This is a genomic window from Micromonospora purpureochromogenes (assembly GCF_900091515.1).
Classification (GTDB): Bacteria; Actinomycetota; Actinomycetes; order Mycobacteriales; family Micromonosporaceae; genus Micromonospora; species Micromonospora purpureochromogenes.
Genome location: NZ_LT607410.1, coordinates 6,291,883 through 6,312,311 on the forward strand (window position 1 = coordinate 6,291,883; position 20,429 = coordinate 6,312,311).

The following is a 20,429-nucleotide window of genomic DNA, read 5'->3' on the forward strand; positions in this document are numbered from 1 at the left end:
CGGGTCAGCGGCGCAGGGCCGTGACCGTCTCCTTCAGCGCGCGGTCCAGCGGCGTCGCCTCGATGCCGAGGGTGGCGGTGGCGGCGGTGGAGTCCAGCAGATACGGCCGGTCGAACTGGTAGGCGGTCTCGCGCAGCTCCCGCGCGAGCGGGTTGGCCAGGCCACCGAGCCAGAGCACCGGGTAGGGCATCCGGGTCAGCTTCGGCGCGGGCGCGCCGACCAGCGCCGCCGCGCGGGTGGCCAGCTCCCGCATGCCGGCGGCGGGCGCGCTGGGCACGTGCCAGGCCCGGCCCCAGGCCCGCGGGTCGGCAGCGGCGACGACGAGGGTACGGGCGACGTCCGGGATGTACGTCCAGGTGTGCGGGGCGTCCCAGTCGACCGGGAGGAAGACCCGCCGCCCGTCGAGCACCCGGGGCAGCACCAGCATCGGCAGGGACGTGCCGCCGGCGCCGAGATAGTCGGAACCGCGCACCTCGGTGACCCGGGCCCGGCCGGCCCGGTGGGCGGCGAGCGCCTCCTCCCACATCCGGTTGCGCACCCGGCCCTTGGTGCCGGTGGCGGCGAGCGGGGTCTGCTCGGTCATCGGGCCGTCGACCGGCCCGTACCCGTAGAGGTTGCCGACCGTGGCGAGCACGGCGCCGGTCCGCTCGGCGGCGGTGAGCAGCGCGCCGGCCAGCGGCGGCCAGTCCGTCGGCCACCGGTGGTACGCCGGGTTCGCGCAGTTGTACAGCGCGTCCGCGCCCTCGGTCAGCGCGGTGAGCCGGTCGGCGTCGGCGGCGTCGGCGGCCACCCGCTCGACGGCGGGGTGCTCCGGCCCGCTCCCCCGGCGGGTGACCACCCGGACCCGCTCACCCCGCTCGGCGAGGAGACGGGCGGTGGCCGTGCCGACCGGACCGGAGCCGACGATCACGTGCAGCGACATGGGAACGCCTTTCGAAGCGGGGATACGAACCGAGAGCACCGCTCTCACTTGCCGACACCAGCATGACCGCCCGCCCACCGGTCCGTCAAGAGCAGTGCTCTCTTTTTTGATTGCCGCTCCGATCCGTGGCAGAGTGGAGCCATGCCCGCTTCCTCGATCCGCGCCCGCGTCCGCGCCGAGATGCTCGACGAGATCAAGGCGGTGGCCCGCCGCCACCTCGCCACCGACGGCGCCAACCTCTCGCTGCGGGCGGTCGCCCGGGACATGGGGATGGTCTCCTCCGCCATCTACCGCTACTTCCCGAGCCGCGACGACCTGCTCACCGCGCTGATCCTGGAGGCGTACGACGCGCTCGGCGACGCGGTGGAGTCGGCCGACGCCGGCGCCGACCGCCACGACCTGCGCGGTCGCTGGCACGCGGTGTGCCGCGCGGCCCGGGACTGGGCGCTCGCCCACCCCGCCGAGTACGCCCTGCTCTACGGCAGCCCGGTGCCCGGGTACGCCGCACCCGACGACACCGTCCTGCCGGCCCAGCGCCCGCCGGTGACCCTGGTCGGCATCCTGGCCGACGGGCTGGGCGACGGGCGGCTGGCCGCTCCCGACGACGACCTGCCCGAACCGCTCCGCGCCGATCTGGCCGAGATCGCCGCCGGGCTCTTCCCCGGCCTGCCGGAGTCACTGCTGGCCCGGGGCATGGCCGGCTGGACACAGCTGTTCGGGCTGATCAGCTTCGACCTGTTCGGCCGGCTGAACCGGACGATCCCGCACCGGGACGCGTACTTCGACCACCAGACCGGGCTGATGGCCGACCTCATCGGCCTGCCCCGCTGACGCCGAATCAGCCGGCGTCGGAGGAGTGGCCCGGGAACAGGTGCGCGCTCGGGTCGATGGCCACGGCGGCGTTGTTGACCGCGGTGGCCGCCTCGCCGAAGCCGGTGGCGATCAGCCGCACCTTGCCCGGGTACTCCGTGATGTCCCCGGCGGCGAAGACGCTCGGCAGGTTGGTCGCCATCGCGCTGTCCACCACGATGTGCCGGCGGTCCAGCCGCAGCCCCCACTCGGCCAGCGGTCCGAGGTCGGCGGTGAAGCCCAGCGCCGCCACCACCGTGTCGACCGGCAGCGTCTCCGCGTCGCCGCCGCGCACGGTGATCTCGGCGGCGGTCACCGTCGCGTCCCCGTGCAGCCCGGTCAGCTCGGCGTTGACGATCACCCGCACCGGCAGGGCCAGCACCCGGGAGACCGTCGACGCGTGCGCCCGGAACTTCTCCCGCCGGTGCACCAGCGTCACCGAGCGGGCCAGCGGTTGCAGGGTCAACGCCCAGTCGAAGGCCGAGTCGCCGCCGCCGACGATCAGCACGTCCCGGTCGGCCAGCGCCGTGGGCTCGGGTACGAAGTAGACGATTCCGCCGCCCACGAAGCTCTCCGCCACCGGCAGCGGGCGCGGGGTGAAACTGCCCAGCCCACCGGTGATCACCACCGCGCCGCAGCGCAGCTGGTCACCGCCGGCGAGCCCGAGCACCGGCCGGCCGTCGACGTGGGCGAGCTTCTCGGCCCGGGTGCCGAGCAGGTACTCCGGGTGGAACGGTGCGGCCTGGGCGACCAGATTCGCCACCAGGTCCCGTCCCTTGACGGCGGGGAAGCCGGCGACGTCCAGGATCAGCTTCTCCGGGTACATCGCGGTGATCTGCCCGCCCGGCTCGGGCAGCGCGTCGACGACCGCCACGGACAGCCCGCGGAACCCGGCGTAGTACGCGGCGAACAGGCCCGTCGGACCGGCCCCGATCACCGCGACATCGACCTCGCGCATGGGCGTACCGTCGCTTTCCGCTGGCGGATCAACGCGTGCTGATCCGACGGTAGGCGCGCCGCACCGGCCGGGCAAGCATGTCCCGATCTCCGGCGGCGTCGCGGCGGCTCAGGGCATCGTCAGGGTCGACTCCGAGTGGTACGGCCCGCCGGACTCGGGCCGGCGGCGCCGGAACAGGATCGCCGCGACCACCCCGCCGAGCAACCCGAACAGGTGCCCCTGCCAGGAGATCCGCTCGTCGGTAGGAAGGATGCCGAGCAGCTGCCAGCCGTAGAGCAGGCCGACCAGCAGCACCACCGCCAGGTTCCACCAGCTCCGTTCCACCAGGCCCCGGGTCAGCAGGATGCCGAGGTAGCCGAAGATCACCCCGCTGGCGCCGACGACCACCGAGTTCGGCGCGCCGGTGAACCAGACGCCGAGCCCGCTGACCAGCACGATGATCAGAGTGGACCAGAGGAAGCGTCGGGTGCCGGCGGCGAGCACGAAGGTGCCGAGCAGGATCAGCGGGATGCTGTTGCTGTACAGGTGCTCGAAGCCGTGGTGCAGGAACGGCGAGAAGAAGACCCCGTCCAGGCCCTGGATGCGATGCGGGATGATCCCCGCCGCCACGTCGAGGCCGAAGTCGAGCCCCTGGTCGAGGGCCTCGATGAGGAAGAGGAACGGCACGACCGCGCACATGGCGACGAAGGCCCGGCCGAGGGAGGCGTAGAAGGCGTCGGTGCCGAACCGGGCCGGGTCGCCGCCCGGAGGGTGCAGGGTCACCCTGACAGGGGTATCAGCATTCGTGGCCGGCCGCCACCTGGGCGGCGGGCCGGCCCGGAGCACGACGAGGGCGGGGCGGGTGGTCGCCCACCCGCCCCGCCCTCGATCGCCACGATCAGTACCAGCCGACGCTCTGGCTGTGCGCCCAGGCGCCGCAGGGGTCGTCGTACCGGCCCTCGATGTAGCCCAGGCCCCACTTGATCTGGGTGGCCGGGTTGGTCTGCCAGTCGTCGGCGACCGTGCCCATCTTGCTGCCCGGCAGGGCCTGCGGGATGCCGTACGCCCCGGAGGAGGGGTTGCTGGCCTTGTGGTTCCAGCCGCTCTCCTTGGTCCAGAGCTTGTCCAGGCACGGCATCTGGTCGATCTTGAAGCCGGCGTCGAGCAGCAGCGCGCAGCCGATCTCGCGGTTGCCGCTGTACTCGTTGCAGGACGCGGGGATCGGGCCGGCGAACGGCTGGGTCTTGGCCTCGGCCTCCTTGGCCGCCGCCTCCCGCGCCTTCTTCCGGGACGCCGCGGCGGCCTCGGCCTCGCGGGCCCGCTCAGCGGCCTCCTTGGCGGCCGCGGCAGCCCGCAGCTTCGCCTGGTACTCGGCGGCCCGCTGCTTGGCGGAGCTGCGCTGGTGGTCGGCCTGCCGCTCGCGCTGGTAGTCGTACTCGGCCTGGTCGACCTCGAGGCCGACCTGCGCGGTCAGGCCCTGTTGCTGGGTTTCCCGGTCTTCGCCCAGATAGAAGCCGCCGGCAACGCCCACGGAGAGCAGTGCGACGGCGGCCGTACGGGCGCCGAACCGGCTCCACAGCCGACTCACGAAGTGGTCCCTTCGTCGGGGGCAAGGACGCGGCGCGGGCCGGCCGTCTCCGGACGCGGTCGTGCCGCGAGCGCCCCGACCGGAGCCGGTCGCATCCGACGCACCGACCCTCGCCGGGGCTCGTCCTGGGGTGGGACGAACGATACTCGACGATCTTGTCGGGGCGCGGGCGCTCGTTGGACACCATCGCGCACAGTGAGACTGATGGGAAACCAACAGACCCATTTGTGACCTGCGCCACAAGGTGAATGTGGACGGAAGTGGGCGCAACGGACGCCCAAGGCGACTACTGCGGGATGTCCTCCAACAGATCAGTCACCATCGCGGCGATCGGCGACCGTTCCGAACGGCTCAGCGTGACGTGCGCGAAGAGCGGGTGACCCTTCAGCGCCTCGATCACCGCCGTCACGCCGTCGTGCCGGCCCACCCGCAGGTTGTCCCGCTGGGCGACGTCGTGGGTGAGCACCACCCGGGACCCCTGACCGATCCGGGACAGCACGGTGAGCAGCACGCCTCGCTCCAGCGACTGCGCCTCGTCGACGATCACGAAGGCGTCGTGCAGGCTCCGGCCCCGGATGTGGGTCAGCGGCAGGACCTCCAGGATTCCCCGCGAGGTGACCTCCTCCAGCACGTTCTCGTGCACCACCGCGCCGAGAGTGTCGAAGACCGCCTGCGCCCAGGGCGACATCTTCTCCGACTCCGAGCCGGGCAGGTAGCCCAGTTCCTGGCCGCCGACGGCGTACAGCGGGCGGAAGACGATCACCTTCTTGTGCCGGCGGCGTTCCATCACCGCCTCCAGACCGGCGCAGAGCGCCAGCGCGGACTTGCCGGTGCCGGCCCGCCCGCCCATCGAGACGATGCCGATCGATTCGTCCAGCAGCAGGTCCAGCGCGACGCGCTGCTCGGCCGAGCGACCGTGCAGGCCGAACGCCTCCCGGTCGCCCCGCACCAGCCGGACGGTCTTGTCGGGCAGCACCCGGCCCAGGGCCGAGCCGCGGGCCGAGTGCAGCACCAGGCCGGTGTGGCAGGGCAGGCCCGCCGCGGCGTCCAGGTCCAGGGTCTCACCGGCGTAGAGCCGGCCGATCTCCTCCTCGCCCAGCTCCAGCTCGGCCATGCCCGTCCAGGTGGGATCGCTGGCCTGGCCGTGCCGGTACTCGTCGGCCCGCAGCCCGACCGAGGCGGCCTTGACCCGCAGCGGCATGTCCTTGCTGACCAGGGTCACCTCCCGGCCCTCGGCGGCCAGGTTCAACGCCACGGAGAGGATCCGGGCGTCGTTGGACTCGGTGCGGAAGCCCGGCGGCAGCACGCCGTCGTCCGAGTGGTTGAGCTCCACCCGCAGCGTGCCGCCGGCGTCGTTGGCGGGCACCGGACGGTCCAGCCGCCCGTGCCGCACCCGCAGCTCGTCCAGCATCCGCAGGGACTGCCGGGCGAACCAGCCCAGCTCGGGGTGGTGGCGCTTGCCCTCCAGTTCGGAGATGACCACCAGGGGCAGGACCACCTCGTGCTCGGCGAAGCGGTGGAACGCCGCCGGGTCGGACAGGAGCACCGAGGTGTCCAGGACGAATGCCTGGCCGGCTGGTCGGGGCTCCTCGGTGCCGGCCGGGACGGCGGCCGTCGTGCGGCGGCTCCGGGTGGCTCGGCGGGTCGTGGCAGTCGCGGCCGGGGTCTGGTCGGCACCGGCGGGCGTACGGCGAGTCGTCACAGGCCTGCTCCGACGGATGGGCACCCGCCACCCGTGTTCCGCCTCCTCCGGTGCCCGGGGACACGGGGTCGGATGCGGAACCCCGTGCGCGAGGTCGCAGTTCCGGGCGGACCGGCTGGCCCGGGAGAACCCCGTGCCATGCCTAGACGCTAGCGGCGCCGGGCCACCTCGGCTAGAGGCGGAGATGGATCTCCCTCGACCGGGAGGTGAACGCCGGCGGCGGACCGGCCGGGATGCATGCCCCCTGCGCGCATCCCGGCCGGTGGGGCCACCGTCACCGGTCTGACGTGGCCCCGACGGTGCGTGCCCGCCGCGGACGACGCACCGGGTCGGTGCCGGCGTGGGTCGTCAGCCCTGCCGCCGGACGAGGGTCCCGGTCGGGTGCCGGCCGGTGACCGGCGGGACCGGGGCGGTGAACGAGGAGCCGGTGTACGTGGTGCCCTGCCGGGCGACCGCGGTGCTGGTGACCGTCGCGGTGGTCACCACCGGTGGCCCGCTCACCGGCCCGGCCAGGGCCGAGGCGATCGCGGCCTGGGCGTCGCGGCGTCGCCGGTTCCACGCCCCCCGGTCGCCGTCGAAGTAGCCCTGCCGGTAGCCGAAGCGATAGCCGATCCGGTAGCTGAGCTGGCCGTGCAGCCGGCCCGCCGCGTAACTGGTGGCACCGAGGACGAGGACGAGGAAGACCGCGAGGAACGGGCTCATCCGGCGGCTCCGCCGCGCCGCGCCCGCCCGGTCACCGGTCCTCCGGCTCGATCGTGGTGGGGTCGACGACCAGGAGTCGCTCCAGGTCGTCGGTGCTGACCTCCTCCACCAGCTCGACGCTGATCCGGCACCCGTCCAGAACGATCTCGGCGACCGAGGAGCGGCGGATGTCGCCGCCGGCGTCGTAGACCCGGACGCTCAGCTCCGGACAACCGAGATGGGTACGCCAGGCGTCCCACTCGCCCCGGTCCCCCACGCTCAGGGACAGGTAGCGGCACCCTCGGGCGAGGTAGAGGCGCCAGGGTGCGCTCAGTCCCGCGGCCACCCCCTCCGCGATCAGGCCGAAGGCCTGGGCGCGGGTCGCGAGCTCGGTCACCGCACCCCCCTCGCGCCGGGGGCGTGACGCATGTGAGCACTAATCGTCTCATGCACGTGACACACCGTAGATTGTCCCACGAGCGTGACAGTATCAGCTTTTCGTCCGGTTACCGCCGCACCTACGTCCTTCTATTCTGCCCAGGTGACACCCCTCGGAAAGGCCCCTGGATCGTTAACACGCGCCCGGAAAGAGTCGTCCCGTTCGCGTGACACCCGTACGCCCGGACTCCCCACCACGGCCGTCCGGCCGTACCGTCACGGGGTGACCGAGACCGCCCCCGCCCGGAAGATCGCCTTCGCCACTTTCGTCCGCCGGGCGCTCGACGATGCCCGGGCGATGCGGGCCTGGACGGGCACCGAGGTCTCCCGCCGCACCGGCGTCTCCCGGCAGACCATCAACCGCTGGGTCCGCGGCGACTGGGCCAGCGACCCGGAGGTGGAGCGGGTGGTCGCCTTCTGCGAGGGGCTCGGGCTCAACCCCGCCGCCGCCTTCGCCGCGTTGGGCTGGGACCGGGCCGCCGCGCCCCGCACCGCGGCGACGCCGCCCCCGATGGACCCGGACGTGGAGGCCCTGCTGCGCCGGCTGGTCGATCCCGCCGTCTCGGAGGCGGAGAAGTTCCACATTGAGCCATTTTCATCCTGCGTAGCGGTTTGCTTCGACGTGGTGCAAGACGAGGATGGCCTGCACGATTGCGGTGGCGCGGCGCGGGCAGCAGCGCAGCTTGGCCAGGATCTTCCAGGTCTTGAGCGTGGCAATGGCCCGTTCGCCGCGGGCTCGGATCCTCGCGTGCGCCCGGTTGACCGTCTTCTGCCGGCGCGACAGCTTCGGCCGGAAGCGGCGCCGCTTGAACGGCGTGCGCACGCTGCCCCGCGCGCCCTGGTAGCCCTTGTCGGCGAAGGTCATCACGTCCGCGCTGGTCAGCGCGTCGATGATGCCGTGGATGCGGGCGGCGGTGAGGTCGTGCGCCGAGCCCGGCAGTGCCGGTGAGGCCCAGACGAGCCGGCCGGCGGCATCGGCGATGACCTGCACGTTCACGCCATGGCGCTTGTGCTTGCCGGAGTAGTACGGCTTTTGGTCTGCCACGCGGTCGATCGGAATCAACGTGCCGTCCAGGATCGCGTACGCCAGTTGCCGGATACGCCGCATCGCCGTGGCCAGATCCTCGGCGACCGCTGCGAGCAGCACGATCGCTTCCTGTACGTAGCGCCAGGCGGTGGCGACGCCGACGGCGAACCCGGCGGCGAGCCGCGTGTAGGTGTCGCCGTTGCGCAGGTGGGCCAGGGCGAGCAGCGCCTGCCGGCCCGGATCGAGGCGCCGCCACCGGGATCGATGCTGGTTGCGGTGCTGGCGGATGAGGTCAGCGAGGTGGTTCAGGGTGCGGCTGGACAGCGAGATCGTGGAAGGGTAAGACAGCACGGGCGAGGCTCCCGGTCGGGGCATCGGATCTTGGTCGACTGCTGTCTTACCTGGAGCCTCGCCCTCATCGATCCCCGGGCTCGCCGCACCTGCCCTGAGCTGCAAGATCAGCTTGGAAAAGGCTCATTAGAGAAACCATTCGTTATCTCGCTTATCGCCCGACTCTGCCGGCCGACGTCCGAAAGCGAGACGAACAGGCCGGCTAGTTCCTCAGATGGCGAAAGAACGCCTGGTCAGACCTCTTCGTTTCGCTACGGGCCAGGAACGGGCGCGCTAGCGTCCGTATTCGTACTGCTTGGGCTCGTCATCGGCGGGGGACGGGACAAGGCCGAACCCAGCCCTGCGGGACAGAAGGAGGGGTCTGTCCATGACCCTGAAATGGTGGGCAGTCGTGGTCGCGGCGGTGTCGCTGACATCGTTCGTGACCGCAAACGTCGCGATAGGCGCGGTCGAGGGCGAGCAGATGCCACTGGTCGTCAACCTCCTCGCGCTCACCACCGCCGGCACCGCGGTGGTGCTGGCCGTGGTCGCCGAGCTGCACGAGCGGCTCAACGACCGGGTCAGCGCACTGACCGAGTTCCTGGTCGCCCGGCTCACCGAGATCGAGGCGCAGGCCGGCGACCGGAACACCGGATTCGTCGAGGGTTACCTGCTCAGCCACGGCCAGGACGCCGAGGTGCTGCCGTTCGGGCGCCCGCGCCGGGGAGCCGCCGAACGCTGACCGACCACCCGGAAATCGCCCACCGGCGGAGCCGAAAAGGCGTCATCTCGCGGCCACGAATGAGCCGCCGCCGCCGGGGTACGCTGTCGCGCGTGCCGCCGTTGAATCTGGGCAACCAGCAGCCGAAGACTCCGTTGGACGCCGAGCACGCCTGGCGGGCCACCGCCGCGAGGGCGGCCCACACGGTGCTCTTCTTCGACTTCGACGGCACTTTGGCGCCGGTCGACGACGACCCCACCGCCGTGCAGCCCGCGCCCAAGGTGCTCGCCGCGCTGGAGGCGCTCGCCCCGGTGGTGCAGCGGGTGGCGATCGTCTCCGCCCGCCCGGTCGACTTCCTCCGCGACCACCTCGGTGGCCTCGCCGGCGTCGACCTGTACGGCCTGTACGGGCTGGAGCACAGCCACTCCGGGGGCGAGACGGTGACCGAGCCGGCCGCGCTGCCCTGGGTGCCGACCATGTCCGAGCTGGCCGACCTGGCCCGGGCCGAACTGCCGGCCGGCACGCTGGTGGAGTTCAAGCGGTTGAGCGTCGCCCTGCACTGGCGTACCGCGCCGGGGCTGGGGCCGCAGGTCGAGCAGTGGGGGCGTGCGCAGGCCGAGCGGCTGGGGCTCAAGGTGCAGGCCGGCCGGATGGTGCTGGAGCTCAAGCCCCCGGTCGACCGGGACAAGGGCCTGGTCATCGGCGAGATCGTGCGGGACGCCGGGGGCGCCTGGTACTTCGGCGACGACGTCTCCGACATCAAGGCCTTCGCCGCGCTGCGGGCCCGCGCCGCCGCCGACCCGGACTTCTTCGGCGTCTGTGTGGCCGTGGCCAACCCGGAGACCGGTCACGAGGTGGCCGACGCCGCCGACCTCACCCTCGACTCCCCGGCCGCCCTGGGCGACTTCCTGACCAGGGCGCTGCCCCACCTGATCTGACCTCTGACCTGATCTGACCTCTGACCTGATCTGACCTCTGACCTGACCTGGCCGACCGCCGCCGTTGCGCCGTCCCGTGGCCGCGAGCGCGCGGGCGCCCCGGTCAGGCGCCGAAGCGGCGCTGGCGGTTGGCGTAGGAGCGCAGGGCGCGCAGGAAGTCGACGCGGCGGAAGTCGGGCCAGTTGAGTTCGCAGAAGTAGAACTCCGAGTGGGCCGACTGCCAGAGCATGAAGCCGGAGAGGCGCTGCTCACCGCTGGTCCGGATGATCAGATCCGGGTCCGGCAGACCCTTGGTGTAGAGGTGCTCGGAGATGTGGTCGACGTCCAGCGCGCCGGCCAGCTCCTCGATGGTGCCGCCGGTGGCGGCGTGCTCCAGCAGCAGGGAGCGCACCGCGTCGGCGATCTCGCGCCGGCCGCCGTACCCGACGGCGATGTTGACCTGGGCGCCCCCGGCACGGTCGCGGGTGCGCTCCTCGGCGGCCTTCAGGGCCTGCGCGTGGTGCGCCGGCAGCACGTCGAGCGCGCCGACCATCCGCAGCCGCCAGGGGTTGCCCTCCTCGGCCAGCTCGGTGCTCAGGTCCTCGATGATCTGGAGCAGCGGATCCAGCTCCTCCGCCGGCCGGGAGAGGTTGTCGGTGGAGAGCAGCCAGAGCGTGACGTGGCCCACACCGGCGGCGTCGCACCAGCGCAGCAGCTCCTTGATCCGCTCGGCGCCCATCCGGTGCCCGTCGTTGGGGTCGACGAAGCCCATCTCCCGCGCCCACCTGCGGTTGCCGTCGCACATGACGCCGACGTGCCGGGGCACCGGCTTGCCCGCGAGCGACGCCGTCAGCCGGCGCTCGTAAACGGAGTAGAGGAGGTTCCGCAGAGTCATCACCTTGCAGGGTAGCGACCCGCCCGGCCGATGGTGACCTCGGAGGTTAACTACGCGCCGAGAGACCGATGCCGATCATGGCGAGGGTACGGGCGTCCAGCCGGCCGTCCCCGAGCCCCAACTCGACGACGCTGCGGTAGACCCGGTCGTCGCGGCGGGCCGCCCGGACGGCCGCGTCGACCATCCGCCGGTGCCGGGCCAGCCAGGCGGCGACCGAGCTGTGCCGCAGGTGCGTACCGAGCCGCCGGCGCAGCGCCCGGGCGTACCGGTCGGCCGCCCGGTCCGGTGCCGCCGCGGCGGCCGCGCCGGCCAGCGCCCCGGAGAGCAGCGCGTAGAAGATCCCCTCGCCGGTGAACGGGTTGATCAGGGAGAGCGCGTCGCCGGCCAGCACCACCCGACCCCGACCGGGCGACGGCCGGTGCGTCGAGAGCGGCAGGTGGTGGGCGCGCAGGCCGGTGACCGTGGCCGGGTCGGTCGCCGGCAGCAACGCGGCGAGCCGGTCCAGCAGGTGCGCGCGGCTCAGCGGTTCGCCCCGCAGCACCTCCCCGTACCCGACGTTCGCGCGACCGTCGCCGATCGGGAAGGACCAGGCGTACGCCGGCCAGCGCGGCCCCGAGGTGACGATGAACTGTTCGGGCGGGCCGGGCAGCGCCGGGGCGTACCCCCGGATGGCGAGCGCGAGGTGGCGGTCCGGGTTCGGCGGGTGGCCGAGCGCGCGGCGGACCACCGATCCGGCCCCGTCCGCGCCGACCACCGCCCGGGCGGCCAGTTCCCCGTCCAGCACCACCCGGTCGTGGCGCGGCTCGATCCGGCGGACCGTGTGCCGGCACAGCACCGCACCGGCGGCCACCGCCGCCGCGACCAGCCGGGCGTCGAACACCTCGCGGGGCACCGTGTACGCGGGCCGGGGCAGCGCCCGGGCCACCGCCGGGCCGCCCGGGCCGACCAGTCGCAGGGCGGGCAGCGGGGCGTACCCGGCCACCGCGTCGGTCACGCCCAGCCCGGCGAGGACGTCCAGCGCGTGCGCCGCGATGCCGTCCCCACAGGCCTTGTCCCTCGGGAAGTCGGACCGGTCCAGCAGCAGCACCCGGGCACCGGCCCGGCGAGCGGCCAGCGCGGCGGCCGCCCCGGCCGGTCCCGCCCCGACCACGATCAGGTCGAATTCGTCGCTCACCGCGTCGCCTCCCGCCCGCAGCCGCCCACCGGCCCATCCTGCCCGCCCCACGCCCCCGAACCCCGCCGCCGCACCGACCCACCCACCCCGACCCCGACCACCCCGACCACCCCGCCCGCCCGCCCGACACCGTTGATCAAGAAGTTTGCGTCGGGATGTGGCCAGATCCCGACGCAAACTTCTTGATCAACACGGGATGGTCACCCACCCCGGTCGGGCTCCGGCTCCGGCTCTGCCGGCTCTGGAGACATTGATCAAGAAGTTTGGGTCGGAAGAGGGCGGGATTCTGACGCAAACCTCTTGATCAACCGGCTCGGGCGGGCGGGCGGAGGGGCCGGTGGTGGGGGAGTCAGGTGGGGGGTGGGGGTGGTTCGGTACGGGTGGCGCGCCAGAGGCCGTAGAGGGCGAGGACGGCGGCGGCGACGAGCGGGCCGCCGTCCCGGACCAGGCCGTCGACGCCGAGCAGCCACCAGCAGAGCGGCAGGTCGACGGCGAGCACACCCAGGGTGATCACCACCAGCAGGGTGCGGGCCCAGCGGCGGCCGCGCATCAGGAACGCCGTGCAGAAGAGCACCGCGTAGCTGACCGCGATGCCGGCGAGGAACCAGAACACCACCGCCGGCGCGGCGGCCAGCCGGCCGTCCAGGATCGCGCCCCCGGCCACCAGCGCCGGCACCAGCATCAAGGGGCTGTACGTGAAGGCGGCGACCCGACTGGTGAGCAGCCACCCGGTGACCGGCGGTCGCTTCGGGGCGGCCTCCCGCCAGGAGATCGTGCCGCCGGAGACCACCAGGGTCTTGCGGTGCCGGACGAGGTGCGCGCCGACCGCCTCGGAGCGGTAGAGCAGCGCGACCACGCTCACGCAGAGCGCGGTGAGCAGGGCGAAGCCGAGCAGCCCGGGCAGCGGCGGCACCCCCTGCCGGGGCACCACCAGCCGGCCCACCGCGAAGATCGTGGTCACCGCGAGGATCAGCCCGAACGGCCGGGCCACGGTACGACCGCGGTTGACGTGCCCGATCAGCACCAGGAAGGCGAGTGAGCGGAGCATCGCCCAGCCGGTGCGTACGGCCAGGCCGAACTCCTGCTCCGGGGCGTACCACCAGTTGAGCAGCTCGACCACGACGGTGGCCGCCGCCGTGACGGCGAGCAGCGTGGTCAGCGCCCGGACGGCGGACGGCCGCCGGACCTCGGTGGTCTCGGCGGCCGTCCTCATGGGATCCGATGTTGCCCGGTACGGGCAACCGTCACACCTACTTCTGCGGCTGCTCCGCGTCGAGCCGGGCGCGCAGCGCGTCCAGCTCGGCCCAGAGGACACCCGGCAGCTTGTCACCGAACTTCTCGAACCACTCGGTGACCAGCGGGAGCTCGTTGCGCCACTCCTCCGGATCCACCTTGAGGGCGATTCGGACGTCCTCCGGGGTCATGTCCAGGCCCTCGACGTCCAGCGCGTCCTGCGTGGGCACCATGCCGATCGGCGTCTCGACCGCGTCGGCCCGACCCTCGAGCCGCTCGATGACCCACTTGAGCACCCGGGAGTTCTCGCCGAACCCCGGCCAGAGGAAGTTGCCCTCGGCGTCCTTGCGGAACCAGTTGACGTAGTAGATCTTGGGCAGCTTGGCCTCGTCGCCGTCGACGCCCTTGCCCATCTCGATCCAGTGCCGGAAGTAGTCGCCGGCGTGGTAGCCGATGAACGGCAGCATCGCCATCGGGTCGCGGCGGACGACGCCGACCGCGCCGGACGCGGCGGCGGTGGTCTCCGAGGAGAGCGTCGCGCCCATGTAGACGCCGTGCACCCAGTCGCGGGCCTCGGTGACCAGCGGGATGGTGTCCCGGCGACGGCCACCGAAGAGGATCGCGTCGATCGGCACGCCGTTCGGGTCGTAGTAGTCCTCGGCGAGGATGGGGCACTGGGTGATCGGGGTGCAGAACCGGCTGTTCGCGTGCGAGGAGAGGCTGTCGCTCTCCGGCGTCCAGTCGTTGCCCTTCCAGTCGATCAGGTGCGCCGGCGGCTCACCCATGCCCTCCCACCAGATGTCCCCGTCGTCGGTCAGGGCCACGTTGGTGAAGATGGAGTTGCCGCGGTCCAGCGTCCGCATGGCGTTGGCGTTGGTCTTCCAGTCGGTGCCGGGCGCGACGCCGAAGAGGCCGTACTCCGGGTTCACCGCGTAGAGGCGGCCGTCGGAGCCGAAGCGCATCCAGGCGATGTCGTCGCCGATGGTCTCGACCTTCCAGCCCGGGATGGTCGGCTCCAGCATGGCGAGGTTGGTCTTGCCGCAGGCGGACGGGAAGGCGCCGGCCACGTGGTAGACCTTGCCCTCCGGCGAGGTGATCTTGAGGATCAGCATGTGCTCGGCGAGCCAGCCCTCGTCGCGCCCCATCACGCTGGCGATCCGCAGCGAGTAGCACTTCTTGCCGAGCAGCGAGTTGCCGCCGTAGCCGGAGCCGAAGGACCAGATCTCCCGGCTCTCCGGGAAGTGCGAGATGTACTTCGTCTCGTTGCACGGCCAGGCGACGTCCTGCTGGCCGGGGGCGAGCGGGGCGCCGATGGAGTGCAGCGCGTGCACGAAGTCGGCGTCGTCGCCCATCGCCTCGAGGACCTTGGCGCCCATCCGGGTCATGATCCGCATTGAGGCCACCACGTACGGGCTGTCGGTGATCTCGACGCCGAACATGGGGCTCTCGGCCTCCACCGGACCCATGCAGAACGGGATGATGTACATGGTGCGCCCGCGCATGCTCCCGCGGTACAGCTCCGTCATCGTCCGCTTCATCTCGGCCGGCGCCATCCAGTTGTTGGTGGGGCCGGCGTCCGCCTCGTCGACGGAGCAGATGTAGGTGCGCTCCTCGACCCGGGCGACGTCCGTCGGGTCCGTGCGCGCGTAGAACGAGTTGGGCTTCTTCTCCGGGTTGAGCCGGATCAGGGTGCCGGACTCGACCAGCTCGTCGGTGAGGCGCCGCCACTCCTCATCGGACCCGTCCACCCACACCACGCGGTCGGGGGTGGTCAGTTCCGCGACTTCTCTGACCCAGGCGAGCAGCTTGGGGTGGGTAGTCGGGGCCTGATCGATACCCCGAACAGTAGCCGGAGCAACCATGACACATCTCCTTGTGGTCGACGCTGACCGTTCTATGGGTGCACGAGTCTGGCGGGCGCGAGCCGCGTCGCCATCGTGGAAACCTGGGATTGCGCTCAGCGTAAACCGGGCCGAGCCGCGAGTCAGTGGGACTGGTTGTGAAGAACTGCACAAGGTACGGCCCGGCTGCGGTATCACGAGCTAATACCCGCTTTCCCGCGCAGTTTCACGCAAATCCTGCGGCGAACTGTTGCCGCCCACCGGAACGGACGATGACGGACAGCGGAACCGGGCTTCCGGTGACGGACACGTCGATTGGACGAACCGCACGGCGAACGGTCCACAAAGAGTTACGCTCTGCTCACCTGCGGCGGCACCGGACGGGCCGGCGACGACCGGCGTCGGGAGTGATCCGGGCCGGCTCGCCGTTGCTGCGCGTCCGGCTCGCTCCCGACCGGTACGCTCGGCGGGTGGCCGCGACGATGACCGGGGACCAGCCAGGGTCTCCGCAGACCCGCCCGGGTCTGGTCCGCGCACTGCTGGACCGCTTCGGTCACCTCGTCCGCGAGCTGAGCAAGTTCGCCACGGTGGGCGGGATCGCCTTCCTCATCGACTTCGCGCTCTTCAACTACCTGACGACCGTGCGCGACGTCGAGCAGGTGACCGCCAAGACGATCTCCACCGTCATCGCGGCCAGCGTCGCCTTCGTGGGCAACCGGTTCTGGACCTGGCGCCACCGCAAGCGCTCCAACCCGGCCCGCGAGTACGCGCTGTTCTTCTTCTTCAACGGGGTGGGCCTGGGCATCGCCGTGGCCTGCCTGGCGATCAGCCGCTACGGCCTGGGCAGCATCTGGCCGGGGGTGTTCCAGACCCCGCTGGCCGACAACATCGCCAGCTTCATCGTCGGCACCGGCCTCGGGACGCTGTTCCGGTTCTGGTCGTACCGACGGTTCGTCTTCGTGGAAGCGGGAAACCCCCCGGTTCCGGAGGCGGCGCACGACCGGCCGCCGGGGGCGTGAGCTGCCGCCCACCTCGTCCGGCCGGGACCTGCCGGCCCCAACCACTGCCCTAAGGTGTTCCGCATGCGTCTTGTCCGTCTGCTGCCCGAGCGCTGGCAGAAGTTCATCCACGAGGCGCTCAAATTCGGCGTCGTCGGTGGCATCAACACCGTCATCAATTACGCGGTGTTCAATGTCCTGGCACTCACCGTTTTTGTCAACGGTCAACTGAAGGCGACCGTGATCGCCACCGTGGTGGCGACCATCACGTCGTATCTGATGAATCGGCACTGGACGTACCGGGATCGACCGAAATCCGCGTTGAAGCGGGAATACGTCCTGTTCTTCCTGTTCAACGCCACCGGCCTGCTGATCGAGCTGGGCGTCCTCGCCGCCGCCAAGTACGGCCTGGGCGTGAACAGCCTGCTCGCGCTCAACGTGGCGAAGACCGGCGGCGTGCTGTTGGCGACCATGTTCCGGTTCTGGTCGTACCGCACGTTCGTGTTCCAGCCGGTGCCCGCGCACGCCGAGGAGACCTGGCACACGATCCACCGGGACGAGTGGGACACCATGGCCGAGCTGGACCCGGTGGCCGAGCTGGCCGAGTCGGTCAGCGAACTGGAGGAGGCCCAGCAGCAGGCGGCGCAGCGGCCCGGCGGCGCGATGGCCGAACCGGTCTTCCCGCAGCCGACCGGACGTCCCGCCCCGCTGGACGCCGGGCTGGGCAGCACGGTCGGCGCCGACCTCGACGCCGAGCTGGCCGCGGAGCTGCACGCCGGCACCCGCCGGCCCCGCCGCTGACCCGCCGCCCGGGATGACCCGGGCACCCGCATGTCGCCGATGTGGCGGTGTCCGATGATTTCGGATACCGCCACATCGGCGATGCGGGGTCGATCAGGCCGGGGTCGGGCCAGGAGTCAGCTGGTGGGGTCGCGCAGCGGCTTGCCCTCGCGCATGTCGGCCATGATGTCGCGCATCTCCCCGTCGCCCAGCGAGTGCTTGTCGTGGTGGGCCTCGACCAGCTCGTAGAGCTTGGTCTGCACCTGGCCCACGGACGGGACGTCGCGCAGCACGGACTGGCCGCGCTCGCCCGCCGACTCGATGGTGAGCGTGCCACAGCCGAGCAGCCGCTCGACGAAGCGCTGGCTCATCGCATGGTCGTTGATCCGGGTGAGCGGGATGTCCCGCCGATCCCGGGAGAGCACGCCCTGCTGGAGCAGCACCCGCTCGTTGGTGAACAAATAGTGCGTGGTGCGCCAGACCAGGAACGGCCAGAGGCCCAGCCAGAGCGCCAGCACCAGGGCCAGCCCGGCGATCGCGTACAGCGCGATCGTGGCGCCGTCGCCGTCGGGCAGCAGGACCCAGCCCGCCACCACGGCGGCGACGCCGAGGACCAGCACCAGGATCGGCCGCAGCAGCGCCTTCCAGTGCGGGTGCAGATGCAGGACGACGTGCTCGTCCTCGGTGAGCACGTCTTCGGGAAACGCCACGGGGAACCTCCTGGGGCACGGATCGGACGCGCTGACCGTAACCGGTCACCGCGAGCCGCCGGATCAGCCGCGCGGCCCCGATCGCGGTCCGCGCCCGAACCGGACCGCCACCCGAGCGCTCAGCGCAGGTGCAGCACGTCCCCGGCCGCCAACCGCCGCTCCCCGGCGCCCGTGTCGACCAGCAGCTGACCGTCGGCGTCCACGCCGGTGGCCAGGCCGGTCAGCTCGGCGCCGTCGGGCAGCAGCACCCGCACCCGCCGGCCGACGGTGGCGCAGGAGGCGACGTAGGCCTCCCGCAGCCCGCTGGCCACCGCGTCGCCGCCGGCGGTGCGCCAGCGGTCGTACCAGTCGGCCAGCGAGCGGAGCAGCGCGCGCAGCAGCGGGTCCCGGTCGGTGGCCGTCGCGCCGGCCAGTTGCAGCGAGGTGGCCGGCAGGCCGGTCCGGTTCTCCGGCAGCTCGTCGGCGCGGAGCGTGACGTTGAGCCCGATCCCGAGCACGACCGCCGGCGGCTGCGCCGGGGACGTGCCCGGCACCGCCTCGGCCAGGATGCCGGCGCACTTGGCGTCGTCGACCAGCAGGTCGTTCGGCCACTTCAGCCGGGCCTCCAGCTCGGCCAGCCGGGTCACCGCCTCGACCAGCGCGACGCCGGCGAGCAGCGGCAGCCAGCCGTACCCGGTGGCGGGGGCCGGCGGCCAGCCGCGGTCGGCGACCGCCTCGCCGGGCCGGAGCAGGACGCTGGTCGCGATGCCGGCGCGGGCCGGCGACTGCCAGACCCGGCCGCGCCGGCCGCGCCCGGCGGTCTGCCGTTCGGCGACCACCACCAGGCCCTCCGGCTCACCCGCCCGGGCGGCCGCCCCCGCGTCGGCGTTGGTGGAGCCGGTCTCGGCCCGCAGGTCGAGCCGGCGCCAGGGCCCGTGCGGCGCGGTCAGCGCGCGGGACAGCCGCGCCGCCGACAGCGGCGGGCGGTCCAGATCGGTGTACGGCGAGCCCGGCATCCCGTCAGCCTACGGGCCGGCAACGGAGGGTATTGAGGCGTACTGCACAGCGGCGTCGTCCTGAACCATCGTTATATTCCCTGGGTGACTACCGAGACCGGGATCAACATCCACAGCACCGCGGGCAAGCTGGCGGACCTGGAGCGACGGGTCGACGAGGCGGTGCACGCCGGGTCGGCGCGCGCGGTCGAGAAGCAGCACGCGCGGGGTAAGAAGACCGCCCGGGAGCGGATCGAGCTGCTGCTCGACGAGGGCTCCTTCGTCGAGCTGGACGAGCTGGCCCGGCACCGGTCGACGGCCTTCGGGCTGGAGAAGAACCGCCCGTACGGCGACGGCGTGGTGACCGGCTACGGCACCGTCGACGGCCGGCAGGTTTGCGTCTTCGCCCAGGACTTCACCGTCTTCGGCGGCTCCCTCGGCGAGGTGTTCGGCGAGAAGATCGTCAAGGTGATGGACCTGGCCATGAAGATCGGCTGCCCGGTGGTCGGCATCAACGACTCCGGCGGCGCCCGGATCCAGGAGGGGGTCGCCTCCCTCGGGCTCTACGGCGAGATCTTCTTCCGCAACGTCCGGGCCAGCGGCGTCATCCCGCAGATCTCGCTGATCATGGGCCCGTGCGCGGGCGGCGCGGTCTACTCCCCGGCGGTCACCGACTTCACCGTGATGGTCGACCAGACCTCGCACATGTTCATCACCGGTCCGGACGTCATCAAGACGGTCACCGGCGAGGACGTGGCGATGGAGGAGCTGGGCGGCGCCCGCACCCACAACTCGCGCAGCGGCAACGCGCACTACCTCGCCACCGACGAGGAGGACGCGATCGAGTACGTCAAGGCGCTGCTGTCGTACCTGCCGTCGAACAACCTCGACGAGCCCGTCGTGTACGAGGCCCCGGCCGACCTCGACATCTCCGACTCCGACCGGGAGCTGGACACGCTGATCCCGGACTCGGCCAACCAGCCGTACGACATGCACCGGGTCATCGAGCACGTGCTCGACGACGGCGAGTTCCTGGAGGTTCAGCCCCTCTACGCGCAGAACCTCGTCATCGGCTACGGCCGGGTCGAGGGGCGCCCGGTCGGCGTGGTGGCCAACCAGCCGATGCACTTCGCCGGCACCCTGGACATCGCCGCCAGCGAGAAGGCCGCCCGGTTCGTGCGTACCTGCGACGCGTTCAACATCCCGGTGCTGACCTTCGTGGACGTTCCCGGCTTCCTGCCCGGCACCGGCCAGGAGTGGGACGGCATCATCCGGCGCGGCGCGAAGCTGATCTACGCGTACGCCGAGGCGACCGTCCCGAAGGTCACCGTGATCACCCGCAAGGCCTACGGCGGCGCGTACGACGTGATGGGCTCCAAGCACCTCGGCGCGGACCTGAACTTCGCCTGGCCGACCGCGCAGATCGCGGTGATGGGCGCGCAGGGCGCGGTGAACATCCTCTACCGCTCGGATCTGGCGAACGCCGAGGACCCGGCCGCAGTCCGGGCCGAGAAGATCGCCGAGTACGAGGACACCCTGGCCAACCCGTACATCGCCGCCGAGCGCGGGTACGTCGACAGCGTGATCCCGCCGCACGAGACCCGTACCCAGATCGTCCGGGCGCTGCGGGTGCTGCGCACCAAGCGGGAGACCCTGCCGCCGAAGAAGCACGGCAACATCCCGCTGTAGCGGGCGTTACCGGAGATCCCCGC

Annotated in this window: 20 protein-coding genes and 1 pseudogene; 7 read left to right on the top strand and 14 right to left on the bottom strand. The window is 72.0% G+C overall.

Going from position 1 to position 20,429, the window contains the following annotated elements; all coding sequences use genetic code 11:
• Positions 1-4 precede the first annotated feature (4 nt).
• Positions 5-922 (bottom strand): NAD-dependent epimerase/dehydratase family protein, encoded by a 918-nt coding sequence (locus tag GA0074696_RS28645; RefSeq protein WP_088963964.1) that lies wholly within the window; start codon positions 920-922, stop codon positions 5-7.
• 141 nt (positions 923-1,063) lie between these two features.
• Between GA0074696_RS28645 and GA0074696_RS28650 the strand changes: the two genes are divergently transcribed.
• Positions 1,064-1,753, top strand: a complete 690-nt coding sequence (locus GA0074696_RS28650; protein ID WP_088963965.1) for a TetR/AcrR family transcriptional regulator — start codon at positions 1,064-1,066, stop codon at positions 1,751-1,753.
• A 7-nt stretch (positions 1,754-1,760) separates the two neighbouring features.
• On the opposite strand, the gene GA0074696_RS28655 is transcribed toward GA0074696_RS28650, so the two are convergent.
• The 6 genes from GA0074696_RS28655 to GA0074696_RS28680 form a co-directional block, all read right to left on the bottom strand.
• Positions 1,761-2,729, bottom strand: coding sequence for an NAD(P)/FAD-dependent oxidoreductase (locus GA0074696_RS28655; protein ID WP_088963966.1), 969 nt, complete (start codon positions 2,727-2,729; stop codon positions 1,761-1,763).
• Positions 2,730-2,837: 108 nt separating this feature from the next.
• Complete coding sequence (locus GA0074696_RS28660; protein ID WP_088963967.1) at positions 2,838-3,491, bottom strand: rhomboid family intramembrane serine protease; 654 nt, start codon at positions 3,489-3,491, stop codon at positions 2,838-2,840.
• A 115-nt stretch (positions 3,492-3,606) separates the two neighbouring features.
• Positions 3,607-4,296, bottom strand: coding sequence for an aggregation-promoting factor C-terminal-like domain-containing protein (locus GA0074696_RS28665; RefSeq protein ID WP_088963968.1), 690 nt, complete (start codon positions 4,294-4,296; stop codon positions 3,607-3,609).
• Positions 4,297-4,582: 286 nt separating this feature from the next.
• Positions 4,583-5,998, bottom strand: a complete 1,416-nt coding sequence (locus tag GA0074696_RS28670) for a PhoH family protein (RefSeq protein WP_088963969.1) — start codon at positions 5,996-5,998, stop codon at positions 4,583-4,585.
• Positions 5,999-6,346: 348 nt separating this feature from the next.
• Complete coding sequence (locus tag GA0074696_RS28675) at positions 6,347-6,700, bottom strand: hypothetical protein (protein WP_088963970.1); 354 nt, start codon at positions 6,698-6,700, stop codon at positions 6,347-6,349.
• 31 nt (positions 6,701-6,731) lie between these two features.
• Positions 6,732-7,076, bottom strand: a complete 345-nt coding sequence (locus GA0074696_RS28680; RefSeq protein ID WP_088963971.1) for a hypothetical protein — start codon at positions 7,074-7,076, stop codon at positions 6,732-6,734.
• 264 nt (positions 7,077-7,340) lie between these two features.
• On the opposite strand from GA0074696_RS28680, the pseudogene GA0074696_RS28685 reads away from it, so the two are divergent.
• Positions 7,341-7,703: pseudogene (locus GA0074696_RS28685) on the top strand (helix-turn-helix domain-containing protein); the annotation flags it as partial.
• A gap of 9 nt (positions 7,704-7,712) precedes the next feature.
• Here the strand turns inward: GA0074696_RS28685 and GA0074696_RS28690 are convergent.
• Positions 7,713-8,495 carry a transposase family protein gene (locus GA0074696_RS28690; RefSeq protein WP_088961400.1) on the bottom strand — a complete coding sequence of 261 codons (783 nt, stop codon included), beginning with the start codon at positions 8,493-8,495 and terminating at the stop codon, positions 7,713-7,715.
• Positions 8,496-8,862: 367 nt separating this feature from the next.
• On the opposite strand from GA0074696_RS28690, the gene GA0074696_RS28695 reads away from it, so the two are divergent.
• Entirely contained in the window at positions 8,863-9,216 is a 354-nt protein-coding gene (locus tag GA0074696_RS28695; RefSeq protein WP_088963972.1) for a hypothetical protein, read from the top strand.
• Positions 9,217-9,308: 92 nt separating this feature from the next.
• The gene (gene otsB / locus GA0074696_RS28700) at positions 9,309-10,133 is read left to right on the top strand and encodes a trehalose-phosphatase (protein WP_088963973.1); all 825 of its coding nucleotides are present in this window, start codon (positions 9,309-9,311) and stop codon (positions 10,131-10,133) included.
• 103 nt (positions 10,134-10,236) lie between these two features.
• Here the strand turns inward: otsB and GA0074696_RS28705 are convergent, their stop codons facing one another.
• From GA0074696_RS28705 to GA0074696_RS28720, 4 genes are all read right to left on the bottom strand, one after another.
• On the bottom strand, positions 10,237-11,007 hold the full coding sequence (locus GA0074696_RS28705) for an isoprenyl transferase (protein WP_088963974.1): 771 nt from the start codon (positions 11,005-11,007) through the stop codon (positions 10,237-10,239).
• Positions 11,008-11,053: 46 nt separating this feature from the next.
• Positions 11,054-12,181, bottom strand: a complete 1,128-nt coding sequence (locus GA0074696_RS28710) for a geranylgeranyl reductase family protein (protein WP_231925183.1) — start codon at positions 12,179-12,181, stop codon at positions 11,054-11,056.
• Positions 12,182-12,530: 349 nt separating this feature from the next.
• Positions 12,531-13,394, bottom strand: a complete 864-nt coding sequence (locus GA0074696_RS28715; protein WP_088963975.1) for a hypothetical protein — start codon at positions 13,392-13,394, stop codon at positions 12,531-12,533.
• 37 nt (positions 13,395-13,431) lie between these two features.
• Positions 13,432-15,276, bottom strand: coding sequence for a phosphoenolpyruvate carboxykinase (GTP) (locus GA0074696_RS28720; RefSeq protein WP_088963976.1), 1,845 nt, complete (start codon positions 15,274-15,276; stop codon positions 13,432-13,434).
• A gap of 461 nt (positions 15,277-15,737) precedes the next feature.
• Between GA0074696_RS28720 and GA0074696_RS32140 the strand changes: the two genes are divergently transcribed.
• Positions 15,738-16,274, top strand: coding sequence for a GtrA family protein (locus tag GA0074696_RS32140; RefSeq protein WP_088964872.1), 537 nt, complete (start codon positions 15,738-15,740; stop codon positions 16,272-16,274).
• A gap of 63 nt (positions 16,275-16,337) precedes the next feature.
• Positions 16,338-17,054 (top strand): GtrA family protein, encoded by a 717-nt coding sequence (locus GA0074696_RS28730; protein WP_088963977.1) that lies wholly within the window; start codon positions 16,338-16,340, stop codon positions 17,052-17,054.
• 116 nt (positions 17,055-17,170) lie between these two features.
• Here the strand turns inward: GA0074696_RS28730 and GA0074696_RS28735 are convergent, their stop codons facing one another.
• Together GA0074696_RS28735 and GA0074696_RS28740 are read right to left on the bottom strand one after the other, a co-directional pair.
• Entirely contained in the window at positions 17,171-17,743 is a 573-nt protein-coding gene (locus GA0074696_RS28735) for a PH domain-containing protein (RefSeq protein WP_088963978.1), read from the bottom strand.
• 119 nt (positions 17,744-17,862) lie between these two features.
• Positions 17,863-18,738, bottom strand: coding sequence for a biotin--[acetyl-CoA-carboxylase] ligase (locus GA0074696_RS28740; RefSeq protein WP_088963979.1), 876 nt, complete (start codon positions 18,736-18,738; stop codon positions 17,863-17,865).
• 84 nt (positions 18,739-18,822) lie between these two features.
• On the opposite strand from GA0074696_RS28740, the gene GA0074696_RS28745 reads away from it, so the two are divergent.
• A complete protein-coding gene (locus GA0074696_RS28745; protein ID WP_088963980.1) occupies positions 18,823-20,406 on the top strand; it encodes an acyl-CoA carboxylase subunit beta in 1,584 nt (527 codons plus the stop codon).
• The last annotated feature ends 23 nt before the right edge of the window (positions 20,407-20,429 follow it).

What these genes read in the sequence shown, in the direction of transcription:
- GA0074696_RS28645 (WP_088963964.1), bottom strand. Translation starts at nt 922, where the DNA reads ATGTCGCTGCACGTGATCGTCGGCTCCGGTCCGGTCGGCACGGCCACC.
- GA0074696_RS28650 (WP_088963965.1), top strand. Translation starts at nt 1,064, where the DNA reads ATGCCCGCTTCCTCGATCCGCGCCCGCGTCCGCGCCGAGATGCTCGAC.
- GA0074696_RS28655 (WP_088963966.1), bottom strand. Translation starts at nt 2,729, where the DNA reads ATGCGCGAGGTCGATGTCGCGGTGATCGGGGCCGGTCCGACGGGCCTG.
- GA0074696_RS28675 (WP_088963970.1), bottom strand. Translation starts at nt 6,700, where the DNA reads ATGAGCCCGTTCCTCGCGGTCTTCCTCGTCCTCGTCCTCGGTGCCACC.
- GA0074696_RS28695 (WP_088963972.1), top strand. Translation starts at nt 8,863, where the DNA reads ATGACCCTGAAATGGTGGGCAGTCGTGGTCGCGGCGGTGTCGCTGACA.
- GA0074696_RS28705 (WP_088963974.1), bottom strand. Translation starts at nt 11,007, where the DNA reads ATGACTCTGCGGAACCTCCTCTACTCCGTTTACGAGCGCCGGCTGACG.
- GA0074696_RS28715 (WP_088963975.1), bottom strand. Translation starts at nt 13,394, where the DNA reads ATGAGGACGGCCGCCGAGACCACCGAGGTCCGGCGGCCGTCCGCCGTC.
- GA0074696_RS28720 (WP_088963976.1), bottom strand. Translation starts at nt 15,276, where the DNA reads ATGGTTGCTCCGGCTACTGTTCGGGGTATCGATCAGGCCCCGACTACC.
- GA0074696_RS32140 (WP_088964872.1), top strand. Translation starts at nt 15,738, where the DNA reads ATGACCGGGGACCAGCCAGGGTCTCCGCAGACCCGCCCGGGTCTGGTC.
- GA0074696_RS28730 (WP_088963977.1), top strand. Translation starts at nt 16,338, where the DNA reads ATGCGTCTTGTCCGTCTGCTGCCCGAGCGCTGGCAGAAGTTCATCCAC.
- GA0074696_RS28740 (WP_088963979.1), bottom strand. Translation starts at nt 18,738, where the DNA reads ATGCCGGGCTCGCCGTACACCGATCTGGACCGCCCGCCGCTGTCGGCG.